24 protein-coding genes and 1 pseudogene are annotated in these 22098 nt (G+C 36.0%); 15 read left to right on the top strand and 10 right to left on the bottom strand.

Annotation, left to right across the window (positions count from 1 at the left end; genetic code table 11):
• Positions 1–464: 464 nt before the first annotated feature.
• The 8 genes and pseudogenes from PVV60_RS07555 to PVV60_RS07520 all read right to left on the bottom strand — a co-directional run bounded on the left by PVV60_RS07555 (position 465) and on the right by PVV60_RS07520 (position 5083).
• A pseudogene (locus tag PVV60_RS07555) lies at positions 465–903 on the bottom strand (hypothetical protein).
• Between the two features lie 186 nt (positions 904–1089).
• Positions 1090–1440 carry a hypothetical protein gene (locus PVV60_RS07550; RefSeq protein WP_273724069.1) on the bottom strand — a complete coding sequence of 117 codons (351 nt, stop codon included), beginning with the start codon at positions 1438–1440 and terminating at the stop codon, positions 1090–1092.
• Positions 1418–2536 carry a DUF1376 domain-containing protein gene (locus tag PVV60_RS07545; protein WP_273724068.1) on the bottom strand — a complete coding sequence of 373 codons (1119 nt, stop codon included), beginning with the start codon at positions 2534–2536 and terminating at the stop codon, positions 1418–1420. The genes PVV60_RS07550 and PVV60_RS07545 overlap by 23 nt, the downstream gene beginning before the upstream one ends.
• On the bottom strand, positions 2526–2891 hold the full coding sequence (locus PVV60_RS07540) for a DUF1376 domain-containing protein (protein WP_273724067.1): 366 nt from the start codon (positions 2889–2891) through the stop codon (positions 2526–2528). Before PVV60_RS07540 ends, PVV60_RS07545 begins: the two co-directional genes overlap by 11 nt.
• Positions 2891–3358 carry a hypothetical protein gene (locus PVV60_RS07535; protein ID WP_273724066.1) on the bottom strand — a complete coding sequence of 156 codons (468 nt, stop codon included), beginning with the start codon at positions 3356–3358 and terminating at the stop codon, positions 2891–2893. The genes PVV60_RS07540 and PVV60_RS07535 overlap by 1 nt, the downstream gene beginning before the upstream one ends.
• 178 nt (positions 3359–3536) lie before the next feature.
• Positions 3537–3719 (bottom strand): hypothetical protein, encoded by a 183-nt coding sequence (locus PVV60_RS07530; protein ID WP_273724065.1) that lies wholly within the window; start codon positions 3717–3719, stop codon positions 3537–3539.
• Positions 3720–3729: 10 nt separating this feature from the next.
• Positions 3730–4794 carry a hypothetical protein gene (locus PVV60_RS07525; RefSeq protein WP_273724064.1) on the bottom strand — a complete coding sequence of 355 codons (1065 nt, stop codon included), beginning with the start codon at positions 4792–4794 and terminating at the stop codon, positions 3730–3732.
• Positions 4795–4804: 10 nt separating this feature from the next.
• Complete coding sequence (locus tag PVV60_RS07520) at positions 4805–5083, bottom strand: hypothetical protein (protein WP_273724063.1); 279 nt, start codon at positions 5081–5083, stop codon at positions 4805–4807.
• A gap of 111 nt (positions 5084–5194) precedes the next feature.
• On the opposite strand from PVV60_RS07520, the gene PVV60_RS07515 reads away from it, so the two are divergent.
• The 10 genes from PVV60_RS07515 (at position 5195) to PVV60_RS07470 (ending at position 13897) form a co-directional block, all read left to right on the top strand.
• Positions 5195–5524: an XRE family transcriptional regulator gene (locus PVV60_RS07515; RefSeq protein WP_273724062.1), complete on the top strand. Its 330-nt coding sequence runs from the start codon at positions 5195–5197 to the stop codon at positions 5522–5524.
• 264 nt (positions 5525–5788) lie between these two features.
• On the top strand, positions 5789–6208 hold the full coding sequence (locus tag PVV60_RS07510) for a hypothetical protein (RefSeq protein ID WP_273724061.1): 420 nt from the start codon (positions 5789–5791) through the stop codon (positions 6206–6208).
• A 38-nt stretch (positions 6209–6246) separates the two neighbouring features.
• Positions 6247–6669, top strand: a complete 423-nt coding sequence (locus PVV60_RS07505; protein ID WP_273724060.1) for an antA/AntB antirepressor family protein — start codon at positions 6247–6249, stop codon at positions 6667–6669.
• Complete coding sequence (locus PVV60_RS07500; RefSeq protein ID WP_273724059.1) at positions 6662–7390, top strand: Rha family transcriptional regulator; 729 nt, start codon at positions 6662–6664, stop codon at positions 7388–7390. Before PVV60_RS07505 ends, PVV60_RS07500 begins: the two co-directional genes overlap by 8 nt.
• A 12-nt stretch (positions 7391–7402) precedes the next feature.
• Positions 7403–8224, top strand: coding sequence for a phage recombination protein Bet (bet, locus tag PVV60_RS07495; protein WP_273724058.1), 822 nt, complete (start codon positions 7403–7405; stop codon positions 8222–8224).
• A 1-nt stretch (position 8225) separates the two neighbouring features.
• A complete protein-coding gene (locus PVV60_RS07490; protein ID WP_273724057.1) occupies positions 8226–8849 on the top strand; it encodes a lambda exonuclease family protein in 624 nt (207 codons plus the stop codon).
• Between the two features lie 121 nt (positions 8850–8970).
• Entirely contained in the window at positions 8971–9189 is a 219-nt protein-coding gene (locus PVV60_RS07485; RefSeq protein WP_273723922.1) for a hypothetical protein, read from the top strand.
• Between the two features lie 8 nt (positions 9190–9197).
• Positions 9198–10235: a tyrosine-type recombinase/integrase gene (locus tag PVV60_RS07480; protein WP_273724056.1), complete on the top strand. Its 1038-nt coding sequence runs from the start codon at positions 9198–9200 to the stop codon at positions 10233–10235.
• A 901-nt stretch (positions 10236–11136) separates the two neighbouring features.
• Positions 11137–12351: an NADP-dependent isocitrate dehydrogenase gene (locus tag PVV60_RS07475; protein ID WP_273724055.1), complete on the top strand. Its 1215-nt coding sequence runs from the start codon at positions 11137–11139 to the stop codon at positions 12349–12351.
• A 118-nt stretch (positions 12352–12469) separates the two neighbouring features.
• On the top strand, positions 12470–13897 hold the full coding sequence (locus tag PVV60_RS07470; RefSeq protein ID WP_273724054.1) for an MFS transporter: 1428 nt from the start codon (positions 12470–12472) through the stop codon (positions 13895–13897).
• Positions 13898–13939: 42 nt separating this feature from the next.
• Here the strand turns inward: PVV60_RS07470 and PVV60_RS07465 are convergent, their stop codons facing one another.
• On the bottom strand, positions 13940–15139 hold the full coding sequence (locus PVV60_RS07465) for an MFS transporter (RefSeq protein ID WP_273724053.1): 1200 nt from the start codon (positions 15137–15139) through the stop codon (positions 13940–13942).
• A gap of 1295 nt (positions 15140–16434) precedes the next feature.
• On the bottom strand, positions 16435–17553 hold the full coding sequence (gene tgt, locus PVV60_RS07460) for a tRNA guanosine(34) transglycosylase Tgt (protein WP_273724052.1): 1119 nt from the start codon (positions 17551–17553) through the stop codon (positions 16435–16437).
• A gap of 1454 nt (positions 17554–19007) precedes the next feature.
• On the opposite strand from tgt, the gene PVV60_RS07455 reads away from it, so the two are divergent.
• The 5 genes from PVV60_RS07455 to PVV60_RS07435 all read left to right on the top strand — a co-directional run.
• Positions 19008–20147 (top strand): site-specific integrase, encoded by a 1140-nt coding sequence (locus tag PVV60_RS07455; RefSeq protein ID WP_273724051.1) that lies wholly within the window; start codon positions 19008–19010, stop codon positions 20145–20147.
• 235 nt (positions 20148–20382) lie between these two features.
• Complete coding sequence (locus tag PVV60_RS07450; protein WP_015856172.1) at positions 20383–20583, top strand: AlpA family transcriptional regulator; 201 nt, start codon at positions 20383–20385, stop codon at positions 20581–20583.
• Between the two features lie 99 nt (positions 20584–20682).
• Positions 20683–20835: a hypothetical protein gene (locus tag PVV60_RS07445; protein ID WP_273724050.1), complete on the top strand. Its 153-nt coding sequence runs from the start codon at positions 20683–20685 to the stop codon at positions 20833–20835.
• Between the two features lie 454 nt (positions 20836–21289).
• Entirely contained in the window at positions 21290–21595 is a 306-nt protein-coding gene (locus tag PVV60_RS07440; RefSeq protein ID WP_273724049.1) for a hypothetical protein, read from the top strand.
• A gap of 25 nt (positions 21596–21620) precedes the next feature.
• The coding region (locus tag PVV60_RS07435) for a hypothetical protein (protein ID WP_273724048.1) at positions 21621–22098 on the top strand (478 nt) is incomplete at its 3' end.

The raw sequence follows: 22098 nt of genomic DNA, 5'->3' as shown, positions 1-22098 counted from the left end.
AATTTAAAAAACAAAACTTTTTCGAGAGCCCCCATAAGCTCTACTAAAGAAACGTGATATTCATTTTCAGTATCAATATCAATATTTTCACTATTAGCTTCTTTACACACAGCCAGCCACAAATCACATAAGAAATCAGTAGTGATGTTAATTTCGTTTTTTTCTTTAGAATGCATTTTAACACCTAATGGTTAGAGTTTTGATTGACAACCCATAAGGGCGCCGGGCGCTCAAAACACGGCCATTAGTCCGTTGCTATGCTTTTCCCTCGCGAAGGGTATTGTATAGCATAGCTACACCCGACAAAATCGTTATATGCCAATAACAGCATAAAAGAAAGCCAGTATTTTAAAGAAATGGGAGAAACCTTTTCGTGGTTTATCCGCTAATGGTCAGTGTTTTGATCACTTGCCAACCTTTCTAAACGAACTTTTCTTTAAAGTCAATACGTATTTTTTATTTTTTCACTTTTTTTCATTTTGATATTTACCTAATTGAATATCAAGCGCTTTTTCTAGCTCTCTGTCTATATCATCACTTGATAATGGATACCGTTCTCTCAAAATCATTCGTAATCTCACAAATCAACTGATCTTTCTCTGTACGCTTTTTGATTTTCATATTTACCTCATCTATCAATGCCTCATAACTCAATACGCTTCTTGGTAAATCACCACCATATATCCACGCTTTCACTTGTGCCTTGGTACTGTAATCAACATTCGAAAGCATCTTATGATCATGATACTGACCACCTTCAAATTCCTCATATTCCCTCATGCCATCATCATATTCGTAAAGGTTATAAAAATACTCTGCTACCCCTAATCCCCATGGTGCATGACCGACCGCCGTTGCAACCCACTTTTTTTGCCCTTTCTGTTTACGTTTTTTTAAAAACATCTGGTTTAATATCCCCTTGCTTAAATCCATAACTTTACCAATGGGTTTATTTGCCTCAAAATGGACCATACAGAAGCGTTTTTAATTTCAATGTGGTTTTTATCATAAAATCTTTAAATCGCTCTGTATGGTGCCTTTCTGTCAATTTAAACGCATATCTATTCTCAAAACGTTCAGCAAATTTCACTACTTTGCTGTTCTCTTAGGAGATTTTAGATACATTTTCACTATTGAAGCTCCCCCCAAAAGCTCTGCTTTCAAATTCCTGCAATACTCTGCAAGCTCTGCTCCTGTTGGCATAAATGTTTTCGAAAAGCCCTTTGCTTTTCCGCATATGATATCCTTAACAGCCTGCTTTAGAGCGTATTCTGAAGCATCTGATAAGGCTATGCTGTAATTTAAAGCGATAACATTCGGGTCCATATTTGCTGGTATTTTTAGACCTGAAAGCAAATAAGCAGCTGCTTCGATATGTTCAACCGTAACTTTCCGTGAAAGCAATGCTTGTAAGCGATTACAATCTTGCAAAACTTGCACTTCCTCCTCCTGCGTCAACGGCTTTCCATGCATAGAGATTGGAGGGTACACACTCCGGTCCACTCTCTTGGCAAGTGCTTGCAAATGAACTGATAGCCTCTCTATTTCTGATGCATTCTGATCCATAAGTATCGCTAGTGGTAATTGCTGATTTGAGTGTACTGAAGCTTTGTGAAAGGCTGTTTGTGAAGTTGTTTGTTGAGAGCTTATAGCGTTCGTTTGCATATCGTTTCTCCTGTTCTAATTTCTTGGCTAGCGTTCCATTCTGGTTAATAATCCAACCACACCAAGCACTTTGCCAATCGCGATTGTTTGCATTTCGACATGGGTTGGCTTTCCAATGAAGTTTAAATCTTTCGAATTCTAATAACGCCTCATCATGCGTTAAGCCTTTATCGATTGCGTATTGCAAATCGGGTTTAAAATCTTCTGGTACGCTTCCAAGTTCTTTTTTCCCCTTACTTCGCTTGGCTTTCTTAGGAACGTTCTCTTGCTCGTGAATGATTGGTTGGTTGATTTGCTCTGATTGGCTTTCAACATCACACTCGATTGGCTCGTCAACCAAATCGGTTGTTTCTAAATCTTCAAAATCAATTTCTTTTTTTAATAAAACGTTAGTTTTATTTTTTTTATTATATATGTTATTGTTATTGTTAATGGCATCATTTTGCATTGCGTTTGCATTGCGTTCGCATTGCGTTTGCATTGCACTAACATCATAATTACTTTTATCTTTGTTTTTATCCCATCTTAATTTTGCTGCTTTTGCTGCTTTTGAAGCCTTTTCTGTAGCTTTATCTAAATTTTCACTACAGTTATTAAGCTCTTCTTCAACTTTTAAACTCCACAAACGACCATCTTCTAAACGTATGATCTTCTCATCACGTAATAAGATATCTAATGTATTTTTTAGAACTCTCACTGAACAACCAGCCCATCGTGCTAATTTTGGTGCATCTTCAATAATAGGGCGGCGCTCTTCATACATATATAAGACAAGTGTCATATAAAGACCCTTCTCTACTATACTCATGCCACTAACATCTACAATCCATTGTGATGAAAAAAGCCTCGTCCATGGCAACTTAGTTGACATGCATTCTCTCCTCTCTTTTCTTACTCCACCTTGCTATTGCTGCTTTTGAAGCTCTTTCTGAAAATTTACTGATGCTATAATCAAAGGCTCGTGAACTATGCCATAAGCTGCCATTCTCTAAACACGTGATATGACCCGTGCTTATTAAAGTCTCTAACGCCTTTTGAAACGTCCTTATTGAACACCCACACCAACTCGATAAATAAGACGCATTATTTATAAGAGGCGCTTTCCTATCATTCATTAGCAATACAAGTGTTGTATAAACAGCCTTCTCTGTCGCTTTTAAGCCCATAAGATCTTTTAAAAAATGATCTGTACTAAATTTTATAAACGCCACTTTATTATTGGACATCACTCTAAGATCTCCTTCTCTTTAACTAAATGTAAAATTGCTAAAGCATCTGCTTCATTATCATCACAAGGCGCATGACCCTTTGCACGCATCGCCTCTATCATCTCTTCTTTCGACGCATTCCCCTTGCCTGTCGTCGCTTTCTTAATCGTACTTACTGGTATACCCTCATACGGTATCTGATGCTGTTCACACCACGCCGTTAACGTTGCTAACAAACCTCCGTAAACATGCGCTGCATCTGTACCTTTATGACGCCTCACCTCTTCAAAATACACCGCGTCAATTTGACATGCTGTCTGCTTTATTTCTGATAGCCATTGTTTAAAACGCAAGTAACGCATCCCGCCGCCTTCAAAACGACGCGATTGAAAATTCACGGTACCACTGAATATGTCACCACTTGCACCACGTATCGCCCACCCCGTTTTGGTACCTAGATCAAAACAAAGAATCGTGTTAATCACAGCGCCACTCCATACAAAATGTGTTTTATAGGATTGTTTTTTTTTGAAAATGAAGGAAAAAAGGGTGTAAGAAGTATGCAAATAGATAAAGATGTAATTGATATTATTTCATTAATAGTACCAACTTTCATCATAATTGAACACACCTCATCAAATCATCCCCAAAAAACAATTAAATCTATTTTTGGGACACATTTCGTTGGGAGCTTTTCTTCCTAAGTTCATCTTTTAGATCCAATATTTTCTTGTTTTTTTCTTGTAACTCATCCCTAAGCTGTTGTGTCTGTTTAAAATAATGATAAACTTCATAGAGCAAATACAAATTAGTCGTTATAGAAAGAACTGTTGCTGCTGTACTCATCTCTCTCTCCTCACTTACTTTTCTTCTGAGAAGAACCATTTTTATTACCAGCAGACATTTCTCCACTATTAACTAAAGTGCCGCCACCAATGCTTTCTGTTGCAACACGTACATCACCACGAACAGTTGCATTTTCATAAATATTCGCAGTGCCATAAATTAATGCCTCTTCATAAACTTGTGCCTTGCCATGAATTTGTGCATTCTGAGTAACGGTAGCATATCCGTAAACGCGTGCATCTTCATAAACTTGTGATGAACCCCAAATCTCTGCATTTTCATACACATGGGCATTGCCATAAACCTTGGCATTACCACCAATAACCACCTCTCCATAAGCCTGTGCTTTATCATAAACTTGCGCATTGGAGTAAACTTGCGCATTATTAAAAACCATAGCCTCCCCCCCAATCCAACAGTCTCCCTCATGACTAAGATTTCCTTCTTTTGCTATCCACCCCCCTAAATCACCTTTCTTAATGGTTCCAAAGTCTTTTAATGCGCGAATACGATGTAGAATATGCGTACAACCACCTTTCTCACCACTGTGTTTGTATTCTTTTATTTCACCAGTAAATTCGTACTTCTTAGTTGAATCAACTGCTACAACATTATCTTTAAGCTCTTGTTTAAGCCTCTCAATTTCTTCATCACGGGATTGAATATCTGCTTTTAAGGAATCTATAATTCCATCTTTCCGTTTGAAGCTTTCATTATATTCATCTATCTTTTGCTCCAGTTCTTTAATTACAATATCGCGTTTTTTAATAGTTTCATTATGTGCTTTAATGGTATCGTTATAATCTTCAATTTCTCTATTACGTTCTTTAATAACTCTACTTTTTTCTTCAATAGCAGCATCACGTTCCATAATTACTCTATTCTGCTCTTTAATCGCAGTATCACGCTCATGAGTAAGCTCTACAGTTTCTCTTAAAAATTCATCTTTTTTCTTTTTTGCCTCCTCTTTTAGATCTTTAACCTGCTCGCGATAAGAGAAAGCAAACCGCAATATTCCTGCACTGATAAACAACATTACAACAAGTGCTATTGGTAAAATTTCATTTAAACTCATTTTGATCTCCTTAAGGTTGTAAACCGTTACATGCGTTATGATCGCTGGAACTTTTGCAATTTTTCGACAATGGGGGACGCTCTTGCATTAATGACTGCAAGCGCTCGGGATAAAAAAAATCTTCTGGACGCAAATCTATCCCATGCTCACGGGCGTAGGTTAATAGTTTTTGCTGGTGTTTTGCTGGTATAAAATCACGCCATCTAGAAATAGACGAAATATCTCTTTCAACGATGCCTGCTACAATTTTTACGCCACCTAAATACTTTATAATCAGTCTTGAAAGCATACTTATCTCCATAACGCCACAATAGATAATTGCGTTTTATGCATAAGTCAACGCAATTATGCTTTTTTATCATTTTTGCATAAAAATATATTTTCAAGGATTATATGAATCATGGAAAAAGACATTCAGTCTCAACTTAAGCTATGGATTAAAGAGCGACTTAAAGAACGGGGGCACGGTGCACAAACATCGTTAGCATCCCATTTGAAATTGCACCCATCAGCAGTAAACCGTATGCTCCACACATATCAAAATGGGAAATCCCGCGATATAACCATAGATGAATTGATAAAAATTTCTGAATTCTTCAACGAGCCACCACCTAGTTTTTACAAAGAAGCAGACTTAAATTTTGTAAAAATATGCACTTCTCTTGAACCAGCCGATAAAGAAGCGGTCCTCGATTTTCTTGAATTATTAAAAAAGATAAAAACAAGATAGGCTATTATTGATTGCTTTTTTTCATTAAGCATCAAAGAAAGATCTTCTATTCTTTTACTTATATCACCCATAACATCTCCTAAATTGTGGATAGTGCATAAATTAGCTATATATTTTAAATTTATTTTTTTTTGCATTTTATGCAATTTTTTGATTGACATATGCATAAAATACAATTACAAAACCACCATACCCCGAAAAAAAAAACCTATGTCAAGGCGTTTTTTTCAAAATGTATTTAAATATTTTGATAAGGAGACAGTTGTGACAAAACCAGTGTTTATAAATTCTGATGAAATTCTCTTAGTCATCTGCGAAAATGAAGAACAAAATCTCGCTAAATCGGGTCCTTTCTTAGAAGAAAGTGATATGATCAAATTTATCGACCAAGCCGATAATGCTGTTCAAATCTTCCGTGTGGAACCAACAACTAATCGTTGCGAAGATATCTCTGAAGATCTTGCCGAATGCTATCTTAAAGAATGTGAAGAACAGTGCTTCAATGGAAATATACCTCACGACTTTGTTCTACACAGCTCCGCATACGATTTTTTTTTAGAAGAAATCGAACAGCAGCGATATGAAGATGAAACTTACGGTACTTATGAACAGCAGCACCGTCTAACTCTTTCGGATGTCATTCCAAACTACCCATCCTATACACACTATAGAGGGCGTTTTTAAGAACGCCCCCTTCAAAGCCAATGAATATGAGGTTTGTAATGAAAAATTTTATCCCTACTCAAAACACTCTCATTAAACAACAAACCATTCAAACTGTTAGCGCTCGTGACTTGCATGCCTTTTTAGAAGTCAAAACCGCGTTTAGAAAATGGATAGAAAACTGTATTAAAGAATTTTCTTTTCGAGAAGATTTTGATTTTGTGACATCTATCAAAAAATTACCGTCACGGGGCGGTCCTTCTAAAGATTATGCTCTCACTTTAAACGCAGCAAAACACATTGCTATTTGTGAACCTGGTCTCAAAGGTAAACAAGTGCGTCAATATTTTCTAGAATGCGAAAAAAAAGCAAAAATCGATTATTCAAAACCTGAAACATTAGAAGAAATCTTAAAACATCTAAAACAGCAAATTAAGCACAATGAAAATGTTGTCACAACGAATGGAGTGAAACATGCCTAATCTTATAGCAGCAACAGCAAATGATTTTAATACCCAACCCCTTCCAACCATGTCTAGTCGTGAAATTGCACAGTTGTGTGGTAAACGGCATGATAACGTTATGCGTGATATCAAGAATATTTTGCTTGAATTGTATGATGAAAAAGATATCCTCAAATTTGAGGGCATCTTTTCTGATAGCATGAATCGCAAGAAAACTGAATATCTTCTTCCAAAACGTGAATGCTTAATCTTAGTGTCAGGCTACAGCACTACATTGCGTGCAAAAATAATTGATCGGTGGCAAGAATTAGAAAAGCAAGCTACACCACCACAAATTGATTACTCAAGTCCAAAAGCAATGATTGGATTTTTGAATTACCTACAAGGACAAATAGATCAAAAAGATACTATCATTGAAGATTTAACTCCAAAAGCAATGGCTTTGGAAAGCTTACAACGTACAGACGGGCTCTTCGGTCTGACTGAAGCGGCTAAAATTCTCGAAATGCAACCAAAACAGTTCATTATCTTCTTACAAAAAAAAGGATGGGTGTATCGACGCACTTTCGGGGCGCATTTATTGCCTTATCAAGATAAAATCCAAAAAGGTCTTATGGATTGCTCAACACACACTGTTCAAACCGAAAATGGAACAGAAAAAGTCATTCCTTCAGCAAAAATCACAACAAAAGGTATGGGGGTGCTGTCTCAAGAAATTAAACGACAAAACATGCATTAAAAGGAAATAAACATGACAAATTCCCCTTTAACAACAATGGCTAGCAAATATGGATTTTCTCATGATCAATTCCGTAAAACAATTATCAAAACTTGTATCAATCATAACTTTTCTGATGAAGAATTCGCTGCTTTTATATCGGTGGCAAATACTTATGGGCTTAACCCATTAACAAAAGAAATCTATGCACTCCCTAAAAGAGGTGGCGGCATTATCCCTGTTGTCTCTATTGATGGCTGGATTAAGATCATTAAATCTAATCCTCAGTTTGATGGTATGACTTTTCAAGATCAACTCGATAAAGACGGTAATATCATTGCCATTAAATGCGCTATTCGTCTCAAAGGTATTCAAGACCCTATCGAAGTCACCGAATATTTAAATGAATGCAAACAAAAAAGTGACACTTGGCAAAAATACCCTGCTCGTATGTTACGTCATAAAGCAACTATACAATGCGCTCGCTATGCTTTTGGCTTTTCTGGCATTTATGAAGAAGATGAAGCAGCGCGTATTAATGAAGCAAGCCGGAATACACAAGTACAATTTGTTTCTCATGCCATGCTCGAACAAATCAAACTGTTAATTAAAGAAACACAAACCAATGAAAATATTCTTCTCTCTTACGCGAACGTAGAAAACCTAACAGATCTGTCTTGTGAAAAAGCACAAGAGATTTTAGAGCTGTTGGAAAAAAAGCAAAATATTCAAAAAGAAAGAGCTCTACAATCTCACCCGCAACAAGAGCAAATAGACGCGCCTATACAAGATGCCGAATATATTCATATCCAAGATATCGAATATGCACCAACTCAACAACAAACGGCGGTGTGAGATGGAACAAAGAACAGCACAATGGTTTCAAGCACGGTTAGGAAAAGTCACCGCTTCAAACGTTTATAACGTTATTAGTAAAACAGTAAAGGGAACCCCTACAAGCAAATATGAAGATTACAAAATCAAACTTATGACAGAGCGTTTAACGGGTGAAATAAGCCAATCTTATCCAACTCCTGCTATGCAATGGGGCATTGAACATGAAGAAGATGCTCTAAAAGAATATGCATTCATTTATGATACAGAAATCACTCAATGTGGTTTTATCCAACACCCCACAATCCAAATGGCGGGGGCTAGCCCTGATGGGCTTATTGGTGAAAACGGTTTAATCGAAATCAAATGTCCACAATCAATCAATCATTTACGCTTTTGTATAGATGATGAAATCAAACCAGAATATCATGCGCAAATGCAATTCCAAATGGCTTGTACAGAGCGAAAATGGTGTGATTTTATCAGTTATGATCCACGTTTTTCGGGGGATTCATCTCACTTGCGTATGAAAATCAAACGCATCTACCGTGATGACAAACAAATTGAACAGATTAATCAAGCCGTCGAAGCCTTTTTAGCAGAGATAGAACGAGAGATAAAACAACTCTCAACAAAAGCTGCTTAAACCTATGGGGGTGTTTTGTTCCCCGCATATCTACAAGCACCCCTACCCTTTCATAACAACTTTCAAGTAATGCGTGATTCACGCCACACGTGAATTGCATCTCAATGTAAGGAGAAAAGATATGGCGCCTCGTCCAGCTGCTATAACGCAACCAGCCATTGCACGCGCTTTAAGAGAAGCTAAAAAACAAGGTTGTGAACTCGTAGAAATCAAACCTACCGGTGAACTGCTTATCTATCTCAAATCCGATATTCCACTACCAAATTCAGCAGCGCATCCAGACAAACTTTTAGATTTGTCAAAGAATGAATATTACGAAACCGCGCTCTCTAAGATGTAAAATTGATTATGCCTAAACCACGCCCTCCTCATCTTGTCAAAGAAGTCACACGCCATGGCAAAATTGTATGGTATGTACGTATTGGTCATGGCAAACGCATTAGAATCCGCGGTACCTATGGAACGCAAGAGTTTGTTGACAACTATAAAAGCGCACTTGCCGAGTTACAAGGACTGATACTTCCTAAATCCAAAACCGGTAAACTTGTTAAAGGGTCATTTGCATGGCTGCTTAAACAATACTTTAACAGCTCTAATTGGCTTAGCCTTTCTAGAGTCACCCAAAAACAAAAAGAACTCATCCTTATGAAGGTATGTGATACCATAGGAAATATTCCATACCAAGCAATTGAAAAGAAACATATCATAGCCGGTGTTGAACGGCGTAAAGACACACCAGCAATGGCTAGAAACTTCCTGAAAGCCCTTAATGGACTTTTTAATTGGGCAATTGATCAAGGTCTTTTGGAAAATAACCCAGCTTTAGGAATAAAAAGACCACCCCTCAAAAACAAAGAGGGCTTTCCTGTTTGGACAGAAGAAGATGTTGAGAAATATTATCAAAGATGGCATCATGGTACCCATGAACGTGTCTGGATTGATGTTCTTTTATATACGGGCTTGCGTCGTGGTGATGTGGTTCGCATTGGCTGGAAAGATGTCAAAGATAATATCATTCACCTCAAAACAGAAAAAAGTAAATTCCAAACAGATGTTTTTCTTCCTATTTTACCGGAACTAGCAAAAACACTTGAAATTGGTCCTATTGGAGTAGAAACATTCATCTGTAGTAAAACTAATCAAAAACTCACCAAAGAAAGCTTTGGGAATGCATTTAGAGACGCTTGTAATGCGGCTGGAATTAAAAAATCGGCGCATGGATTAAGAAAATTAGCAGCAACACGCGCAGCTAACTCTGGTGCAACAGTATCACAACTCAAAGCAATTTTTGGCTGGACAGAAGATCAAATGGCATCTCTTTATACAAAGAGCGCAGATCGTAAAAGACTAGCTCTTGCAGCTATAAAAAAGCTCCAAAAAAGTTAGGGGTAGAGACAAAAAAAACTCAATAGAATCAAGATTCACCTATTCCCTTATATTCTATATAATTCTTTGATTTTATTTACTCTATACCCGCCCCTTGGGCGTACCATCATCCTTCTTTCTATGTGAAATATATTCATTTTATTTTTGTTTTTAAAAATGAGGGATGCATAAATAAAAACGGGGGAATAAGATCTTAAAAGGAATCTTTTCGTAAAAAGGATACAAGAATCATTAATCATTAGCTGATTAATTTCTTTGTTGCATTTCGAGGGTAGTTTTTTGCTGCGCACAGTTAAAAACAGTAAGAATCGATAAAATATAAGAATTAGAGTATTCTAGCTCGCAATACGGTAATTTTATAAGTCATCTTCTTGCGTATGCTGTTAATTTTTAAATTAAAACCAGCCGCATCATTTATACGTTTTTTCCAACCTTCAAAACTGAAATTTATCCCAAAACGCATTTTATATGAAGCATTTCTAATTACAGTGCCTTTGTATCACATTAAACTTTTTTATAAACAAACTGTAATCTTAGAATTGAAATAGCGGTATAAAAAATAGATGCTTATTCACCTAACACAACAAATCAAGAAACTATAATTTAGAATACGATCAACTTATTAAATGGAATCTCGGATAATAAACGTGCATAATCCCTCTTCCTCAGTGATCTAACTACCTTATTTATTAAACAGATTCTCCATCAATCATAGAATAATGATAATTTTGCAAACACATCACTTCTTTTCAAAAATTAAACTATCCAACAAAATTTTACATTCTATTGATAATATATTATAAAAGCTCATATTTGAATGCTTTTTTCCCTTGTTTTTACTTTTCATTATAAACTTGAAAGTGCTATAAAGTAGTATCGCTTAAAAGAAAAAGGATTTCTAATGGTAAAGATCAAAGTAGAAAACCCCGTTGTTGAACTTGATGGGGATGAGATGACCCGCATCATCTGGAAATATATCAAGGATAAATTAATTCATCCCTATCTCGACATTGATCTCAAATATTATGATCTTTCCGTCGAAAATCGTGATGCAACCAATGATCAGGTAACAATCGATTCTGCCAATGCTATCAAAAAATATGGGGTAGGTATAAAATGTGCAACCATCACACCTGATGAGGCACGCGTTAAAGAATTTAACCTAAAAAAAATGTGGAAATCACCTAATGGCACAATCCGTAATATTTTAGGAGGAGTCATTTTTCGCGAACCCATTATCTGTAAAAACGTCCCTCGCCTTGTTCCTAACTGGACAAAGCCAATTATTATCGGACGTCACGCTTTTGGTGATCAGTACAAGGCAACAGATTTTAAATTTCCAGGGAAAGGGAAATTAAGTATTAAATTTGTAGGTGATGACAATCAAGTTATTGAACATGAGGTTTTTGATGCCCCAAGTGCAGGAGTTGCTATGGCTATGTATAATCTTGATGAGTCAATTCGTGATTTTGCCCGCGCATCCTTTAATTATGGACTACAACGGAATATTCCAGTTTATCTTTCAACAAAAAATACCATTCTAAAAACGTACGATGGTCGTTTTAAAGATATCTTTCAAGAAATATTTGATACGGAATTTAAAACTGAATTTGAAAACCGTAAATTATATTACGAACACCGTCTTATTGATGATATGGTTGCTTCTGCATTAAAGTGGTCAGGTGGATACGTATGGGCATGTAAAAACTATGATGGTGATGTTCAATCTGATATTGTTGCCCAAGGCTTTGGTTCTCTTGGTCTCATGACTTCTGTTCTCATGACACCTGATGGTAAAATTGTTGAAGCAGAAGCAGCACACGGCACCGTAACACGTCATTATCGTCAGCATCAAAAAGGCGAAGAAACATCAACAAATTCTATTGCATCTATTTTTGCATGGACACGTGGACTGGCACACCGTGCTAAACTAGATAACAATGAGAAGTTAAAAAACTTTTCCACGACATTGGAAGAAGTTTGTATCAAAACCGTCGAAGAAGGTTTTATGACTAAAGATCTCGCACTTTTGATTGGGCCTAAACAAAAATGGCTTTCTACAACAGGTTTCCTCGACAAAATTGATGAGAATCTCAAAAAAGCAATGGGCAATTAAGTTATTACTTAAATTAAAATTCAAAGCTCTAAACGGAGCTTTGAATTTTTCTTGGCAAATTCAAAGAAGTACCTTATAAGTAAAAAGAGGATAAATTTTTATTAAATAGCAAAAAACAGTGAAAAAACAAAGCTGGTCTGCGCTTTTATCGGGTAAAAATGGTCTTTGCTTTTTAACGTTTACAGGTGGTGTTGTATTACACGCCACCAACGTCTATATTGTTATTACTATTTTACCTTCCCTTATGAAGCATATTGGCAGTGAAATATATTATTCTTGGGTGGCGACTGTCTTTATTACAGCTTCACTCCTTGGTACTTCACTTGCAACAAAAATATTAGAGAAATTAGGTCCTCGCAACGCTTATGTTATCTCTGGACTTATCTTTACTCTAGGCACCTTCCTGTGCAGCATTTCTTCATCTATGCCATTATTTTTAATAGGACGCTTTATTCAAGGATTGGGAAGTGGTGCTTTGTTATCTTTATCCTATTCCATGGTACGTATTGTATTCAGCCCATCTTTATGGTCACACGCATTAAGTGTTATCTCTGGAATGTGGGGAATATCAACCTTGTTAGGACCAGCGATCGGAGGAATTTCTGTATATTATGGACTATGGAGAGCATCCTTTTGGATCATTGGCGCATTAGCTATATTCTTCTCACTCATCGCCTTTAAAATTTTACCCCAAAAGAATGAAAACTATGTTCCAGCATCCCCCCTCCCTCTTCTCCAGCTTCTCACACTCACCTTATTGATTTTTATTATTTCTGTTGGAGGAGCTATGGACACAACAATAGCAAAAACTTGTGGATTAGTTATCGGACTTAGTCTTCTATTTGTTCTAGCAAAAATTGAATCATCTAGCTTTCATCCTATGTTGCCGCGCAAATCCTTCTCTTTCTCTTCTGAAATTTTTCCTGTTTACGCATTAATACTCATTATGACGACAGTCGTATACAGTATAGAACTTTATTTACCACTTTTTCTTCAAGAGCTTCATGGACAAGGTCCACTTATAGCCGGGTATATAGCAGCACTTATGAGCCTAGGGTGGACGTGTGGAGCCCTCTTAAGTGCTGCTGTATCCACAAAAAAAATTCGTAACATCATTGTATACTCACCCCTATTAAAACTGTTAGGCATAGTGATTCTCTTATGGCTCATCCCAACAGAAGTTTCCACACTTGAATATATTTTTATTATTTGCTTAGCACTATTTTCTATTGGAATCAGTGCAGGCATAGCATGGCCACATTTGCTCACACGGATCTTACAATGTACAAATGATGAAGATGCTCTACGTGCCAGTGAATCCCTTACCTCCGTACAACTATTTTCAGCTGCATTGAGCGCAACTCTAGCCGGAGTGATCACCAATCTTGCCGGACTCTTTAATCCTGGAGGAACAATAGGAATGATCTTAGCAGCAAAAACTCTTCTTATAGTGCTTGTTGTTTTTTTATTTTGTTTTGCTATTCCATTAGCGCTACGCATTTCTTACTGCATATTAAAAAATCCAACAGGACATTCCAATAATTAAATAAATATAAAATTACCTTCTTCATTAAAAAAATGAAAAGTATTAAGCATGCTTCTCCATATACCATGAGATGCAAAAAATCATTAATCCACACAAAGTTAGAACACTTCCTAAAACAGCTGTATATTCATAACTATAGCCCAATTTTAAAACTAATGCTCCAGATTCTGCACCAAGAGCGTTGGCAATATTAAAAGCAGACTGCATTAATGCTCCTGCCAAAATCTGTCCCTGTAGTGCAACATCCATAATTTTTGTTTGTACAGAAGGCATAGAAGCAAAAGAAGTTCCAACAAAAAAGCATCCTATTGCTGCTGTTAACGGAGCATAGGATAAAAAGAAAAAAAGAAAAAAAACAAATACGCTCCAAAGCATAGAAAAAAATATCATCGGCGAAATACCAATTTTAACAGCTAACTTAGGCCCCAAGAGATTTCCTACCACCATTCCCAATCCAACTAACGGCATAATAAATGGTATCCACTCAAGTGAGACACCAGAAATATGCATTAATGTTGACTTGATATAAGTGAAAACAGAAAATAATCCTGATGCTCCCACCGAAACCATCAGCAAAAGAAGCCACACCTGCTTTTGCTTTAAAGCACCCATTTCGTGCAAAGGATTCGTTTTTGGAAAACTTAAATCACAAGGCAAAAAATTCCAAATAAGCAAACAACATAATAAAGCAATCATACCCACAAGAACAAAAGCAATCTGCCAACCAATAAGTTGCCCAATCCAAGTAGCACTGGGTGCTCCCAAAACGGTTGCAATTGTTAAGCCAAGCATAACATATCCAACAGCTTTAGAACGCTCATTCATTTCTACCATTGAAGAAGCAACCATAGCCGCAAGTCCAAAATAGATTCCATGGGGAAGTCCACTGAGAAAGCGTAATACTACTAATATGCTAAAATCAGAAACAAAGGCACTAGCAATATTTGCTAAGGCATAAAAAAACATCAATCCTATCAACACAGTTTTGCGTGATACCTGAGCTGTTGCCACAGCTAAAAGAGGTGCTCCAATCACAACTCCTAATGCATAAGCAGAAATATATTGACCCGCGGTAGGAATATCAACATATGAACTTCGTGCCATCTCTGGCAGTAGCCCCATTGCAACAAACTCTGCAGTACCAATAGCAAAACTGCCCACTGCAAGAGCTAAAATTATTAAACGCCGCACTCTCGAATCAATTCCCAATACAAGAACCTTTTGTTTATAAGAATCCCTCATATCATCACTTTGGATAGGAATTTTAACTGTAGATATCTGTAATACACACAAACAAAAATTCACAACATTGTTATACACATGCCCAATAGTCCCCAATAAAGTTTCAGAAATATTTTGATATATAAAGCATTTTATAGAGATTTAAGTAAGATTCTTTAACGGAAAATCTTTGAAAACCTCAAAGTTATAGACGTATTCACCTATTTTTATCAGAGCTGCCAGATAATAAACTTTGTCTCCTCTTTTCAGCAATTCTAATTTTACAGTGAAACATTTATTTTGTAACGATATGCTATACTCTATAAATACTTCTAAAATTTGTCGAATAATGCATTTCAAACCAGTGAACAACATCCCATCATTATCTTGATACAAAAATAAAACTTCGCCCCAAATTATTGTTGCTTTATTTTTGTTACCTGAATGCAGATCCTCCAAATCGATAAGCTATAATTTCAACTTTACGCCATTCTTATAAATTATTATAGAATCCTTTGAAAATTCTCATAATAATAGCGCTTGGTTTCTAGATTTATTAAATATCCTTTTTGGGGCATCTTTACCCCTTCTCATCTAACAGAGGAATTGCATCAGATATCTAACTCACTATCTGTAAATTAAAATATTCACGTAAATATATTATGATTATTTTCAGATAAATTCTATAAACAGAGCATAAAATAAATATTTATAAGTTTTGTTTCAATAGATTCATCGATATTTTATAAATATGCTAATTATCATGATTAATATTTAATTTTTTTATGACATAATATCTATAGTTTTTTATTTTATGGATTAATAATAATACATAAATCTATTGTAAATAACACTTATATTAAGATATAAAAATAATAAAAACAAAAAGTATAAAATTATAACATTTTAAATGTTGTAATCTTGTTTTAATTTTCTAAAAAATTATCTGTGCGGTTGTGTATAACCCATTCTTTACCTTTAGTAATAAAAAACACAAAGTAGCTCATAAAAATACAATTTTCATACTTCTTTAAGAGTTCGCTAACGCCTCATTAACATTGTTGATTTAAACAGTTATCAGAAACAGAAACAAACTGTTTTTCTCCGGATCAGGTAGCGCGTACCGGAGTAACAGTTTCTGTTTTATATAGTAATTAGAAAAAGAATATGTACCCTATAAAACCGCACTGCTATATTTTAAGATAGTGCAATTTTATAATTTTGGAAGGTGTTTCTAATTTCATATTTTTAGCTAAATTTGTAAGTGCAAGAATAAATTCAATAAAAACATGAAGCGCTATATTACAGTTAATGTTTTAGCGTCCTTGTGTCCATAGAGCATGCGTTTCAGCGCAAAAATCAGCATAACAGCCTTCTTCAATGGCATCACGAATTCCCTGCATCAGTTGTTGGTAATAAAAAAGATTATTCCAAGTCAACAACATCCCCCCAAGAGACTCACCAGATTTGATCAAATGATGCAAATAAGCACAACTATAATCATGTGCTGCTGGACAAAGTGACTGTGGATCAAGAGGATGTGGATCTTCTGCATAACGTGCATTACGCAAATTAATTCTACCAAAGCGAGTAAAAGCTAAACCATGACGTCCTGCACGCGTCGGCATAACACAATCAAACATATCAACACCACGAGCAACACTTTGTAAAATATCATCAGGTGTCCCTACTCCCATAAGATAGCGTGGTTTATCCTCTGGTAAAATCGGACAAGTCGTATCCAATACTGCTGTCATAACACTCTGCGGCTCACCAACAGCAAGCCCTCCAATAGCGTAACCTTTTAAATCCATTTCTTTTAATGCTTGAGCAGAACGTTCACGCAGTTTCATATTATCACCGCCTTGAACAATCCCAAACAATGCTTTATCGGGCTGATCTCCAAAAGCTGTTTTACAACGCTGCGCCCACCGCAATGAAAGTTCCATAGCTTCTTCCATTTCTTTTTCAGTTGCAGGTAATGCAATACATTGATCCAACTGCATCTGGATATCCGCATCAAGAAGTTCTTGAATTTCGATAGAACGCTCTGGACTCATTTCATAGTAAGCTCCATTAATGTAAGAACGAAAAATCACACCTTGTTCAGTAATTTTACGGATTCCTGCCAATGACATAACCTGAAAACCACCAGAATCGGTTAAAATAGGCCCGCTCCAGCGTGAAAATTCATGTAATCCTCCCAAACGCGCAACACGTTCAGCTCCTGGACGTAACATTAAATGATAAGTATTCCCCAAAATGATATCTGCACCAAGATCACGTATCTGATCCATATACATAGCTTTAACGGTTCCTGCCGTCCCAACAGGCATAAATGCGGGTGTACGAACACATCCTCGCCCCGTTATAATTTCGCCTCGACGTGCATACCCATCTTGAGCAATTTTTCTATAATGAAATGTCTTTATCATAACTCTCGTCTTTTTGATTCCATCAATGCATATCTCTATAGAAAGAAAAAAGATATCCCCTTACGAGCATTGCCATAAGCTTTATGAATTAATTTTTGATTCGCTCAATATTGTAACCAGCATAAAAAATTAAACGAGATAAAAGAACATTTTTTGTGAAGAAATCACCATAATAAAAGTGATAATCTAGCTCCAGAAAAATAGTAAAATCCTTATAATGTTATACCTCAAAATACCTACGTTTAACGCACTAAAGCCTTAACATAACTGCAAAGTTATTATCACAATAATCTCATACTCACATACTTCCATAAGCAGTAACTTTGTACGCATAGAAGAAAATTCTGAACGCATTGTACAGCTTATAATATTCTTTACTTTTACAGATAAAAATTTTCATCTATTGGACACGGCGATCCTTACGCTTAATAAAAGCGCAAATGAGCATAATCATTTATCCACTCACAACATTGAGATAGCTCTTGGCACTTGAAGTAATTCACAAAAGAAATTAACGTATAAATAAAAACACTTTAAAAAAACTAAAAATGCTTTTTGTAAAGATTCTCAAATACCAAAAGCTCTATCATAACATTAGAGGCTAAAAAAGCGTATAATGGTACCCGTTTTCCTCCTTCACAAGCTTTAAAGATAGTGATGTATAATAGGTTTTATACTATTTATAGCTTTAAAAACTACACACGCCATGAACATCATCGTGGAAGTAAATGTTGATATATACTGAGAAATTCTTCTTTAAAAAACACATAAATATGCAACATAAGCATATTCCGTTTGGAGCGTTCCTCTATTAAAAAACGAGAAAAATAAAAGCGTAAAGCTATGCACAAACTTCATTATTTAAACGATATTGCTTTAGATATTTTAAAAAAAGTAAAGCTGAATTAAAAAGGAAATGGCAAGACGAGCCATTTGTTTCACCTCTGCGCCGTTATATTCTTCTAAGATTAAACTATCTTCTTATTTTAAAGATTACACCAATGATATATATATATATATATACTGGTTTCCTACCTTGCTAGGAAAACTGGAGAAGCTCGTAAGGCTCTTATCCGTCTTAATATGTATTTCAAACATGCCGCTGCATTAGGATTGGATATTGATTTACAAGCAGCAACAAAAGCACACGCTCTCTCAGGAAAGTAACATCATAAAACCATTAATAGACCGGCAATGGATTGAAGAAAAATGCCGAATTTTTTATAAAACACTTTGCCAAGCAACAATCATAACACAACAGACTTTGCGTTTTCTTCTACAAGGCATTGATTTATAATGATAATATAGCGTTATTCATATTGAATGAGAGTCCCGAATAACCTAAGATTGTCTCATTTTAAATCAGTTTATATTGCTTCAATCAAAACCACTCATTTGCACATAACAAGTGGGATGAATGTGTGGATCAAATTTATATAAGAAAGGAGTAAAAAATGGCTCTTATGAACCGTCTTAATGCAAGATCTGTCGCAACATTGGGGGCTGGCAAATATAATGATGGTGCTGGCTTGTTACTTCATAAGCGTAAAGATGGAGGTGCTCAATGGATTTTACGGTATACCCTTCACGGACGTCGTCGTGAAATGGGCTTGGGAGCGTTGCGAGATGTTTCTTTAAAACAAGCCCGTGAATTGGCAACTGGGTGGCGTTCGGTTTTACGTGAGGGGCGTGACCCCATTAAAGAACGCAATAAACAAAAGCGTGAGGCAATAAGCAATCTTCATTACTTAAAAGATATTGCCGTAGATGCTTTTGAAAGTCGGAAAGCTGAATTAAAAAATGATGGTAAGGCTTGTGATTGGTTTTCACCTTTACGTCTTTATATTCTCCCTAAATTAGGCTGTCTACCCGTTTCAGAGATTACTCAAACAGAGATACGCAATACTCTTGCCCCTATTTGGCATACAAAAGCTGCAACAGCAGAGAAAGCATTGATACGTCTTAATCTTTGTCTTAAACATGCGGCTGCATTAGGTTTGAATGTTGATTTACAAGCAACCGAAAAAGCACGCGCGCTCTTAGGCAAACAACGCCATAAAACGCAAAATTTTCCAGCTATGGATTGGAGAAAGATTCCGGCTTTTTATAAAACACTTTGCGAAACAACAACAATGACACAACTGGCTTTACGTTTGCTTATTCTGACAGGCGTTCGTACTTTTCCTTTATGTCATATCCATAAAGATCAAGTTGAGGATGATATCTGGACTATTCCTGCTGAAAATATGAAAGGCAAGCGTGATACCACAACAGAGTTTCGCGTGCCTTTATCATCAGAAGCATTAGAAATTTTAAAACAAGCGCGCCTTTTATCACGCAATGATTTCTTCTTTTCTGCAACAGGTCGCGGTCCCCTCGCGCATAGGTGTATGGCTCAATATATGAAACGTATTGGACTTGAAGCCTGCCCGCATGGCTTTCGCTCTAGTTTACGCAATTGGCTTGCTGAAACAACCGATGCCCCCTATGAGGTCGCTGAAACTATTTTAGCTCATACGGTCGGCGGTAAAGTAGAACGTGCCTATCGTCGTACTGACTATCTAGAACAGCGCCGTGTCTATATGGATAAATGAGCGGCATATGTCACTGGTCAATCTTAAGATATGGGGTGCATAACCCCATGATCTGTGGATAACTTTAGCTCTCTTCTCTCTCATTCTTTCTCAATTAGACTCATAAATTATCACATCAGAAATTCTATGATAAAATATTGTTTTCTATGAATAAAACATCTTTCTAAATAAACCAAAATGTGCTTAATAAATAGGCATGATTTGTTTCTATTTTTTATTATGAAAGGATTTTAGAATGACAGAAAATGATATTCTTTTAACAGACCGTGAAAGTGCAAAATTGCTTCATATGAGTGTCTCAACATTCCGCCGTCATGTTACCAATGGCTCTTTGCCAAAACCTTTAAAATTTGGCTTTTTATCGCGTTGGTTACAATCAGATCTTTTGAATGTCATTGAGCAAGCAAAACAGCAACGTTATAACGACGCGGCATAAAAAAACCTTGTCACGTAAGGACGGACAAGGCTTTCTCAAACTCATCACCCTAGAGTTAGCATAATCCGTCCTATGGTGCAATAATCATAGGATAAAAAAATGTTTTCTTATATAAATGCTTGGGGCATCACAAATGCCTTGCATGGGGTTTGGCATGGATATTATGGGATAGCCCGTTGTCCTGCTCATGATGATAGGCTGCCTAGCTTATCCCTGAATAAATTGGCGTATCTTATAAATTACGCCCGCTAGCAGCTTTAAGAATTTCTCAAACATTAAAAGAAAAATCCGCTATATGAGAAAACTTAAGTATCGATAACAATTCCTCTGCTCTGTTCTTTCGATTAAAGCACTAAGCTTTCCTTTTATTTACAGTTTCTCTTCAATATGGAGTGAAGCAAAACCTTTTCTGTTGATATATTTTAACGATTAAAATTTTTAATTTTCTGTATTTTATCCATCACGAGAAGCTCGTAAAAATGCGTAAAATTTTGACATGTTCAATAAAGACCGTCAATTAAGTGTATATATTATATCAGAAAAAACGATAATTTTCTTTGAGATAAACAATCAAAATGATCAAAGCTGAAACAGATATCTTATTTTCATTTCCAAACAACAAATTGAAAAATTCATAGAAAATTTGATTGATCAGATTTAACCATTAGATTAATATTTTAAGACAGATTACAGAAAGGAATTTCCTATGCAAAAGAAATTACCCAAAAGTTATATGACGGATGCTGAACGTGAGGAGTTACGAGCAGGCGGGTTTTCTCAGAATAGTATCTACATTGCTGAATCAGAAGCAGCGGCTAAAGCAAATGATAACCAAACTGTGTGGGAATGGTTAGCAATGGCGGAACTTCCAGCACATACACTTTTGTTTCTTAAAAATCGGCGTGGAGCACAATTTATTCGTGATATGAAATTTTTTACAAAAAATGCTGATAAAGAATATGGACCAGATTGGTTAGATAAAGATGTTATCATAGGAGGTCATCATTTCTAAAGAATGTGAAAAATTAGATTGGATATTGTCACAAGAAAACGGTTATGTGCAAGATATTGATAATACATTGTTAGTTAAACAGTTACATAGTGTACGGAATAATTTACGTAATCATATTCGTAACGTTGGAGAGAGTGGCGGCTTGTCATTACTTATTGATACGGAACGTAGTCTTGTAGAAAACGATCTGCTAAGATATGCCAATAGTAAGGCTATGATTAGTAGTCTTAAAATAGCATTAATGGAAATAGATGTTATTAAGAAGCACGTAATCCTTGTTAGTAATCCTGCGCAATATAAAACGGTAAATGAGGCTTATAGTTTACCCAAAAATCGTAAAGGCGGATTGCCTTACGATGAAGCACGTCAAGCAATAGCATCCCATTATGCACGGTTAGGAAACTTAGATAAATCTCGTTTAACGTCAATTGAAAAATCAATTATTGATGTGCGTAAAGAAAATATAGTGATTATGCGCAAGCTTTACGAAAAAATGCAAGCCA

This window comes from Bartonella sp. AU18XJBT (assembly GCF_028618595.1).
Lineage (GTDB): Bacteria > Pseudomonadota > Alphaproteobacteria > Rhizobiales > Rhizobiaceae > Bartonella.
This window is presented reverse-complemented; position numbering and strand designations above follow the sequence as displayed.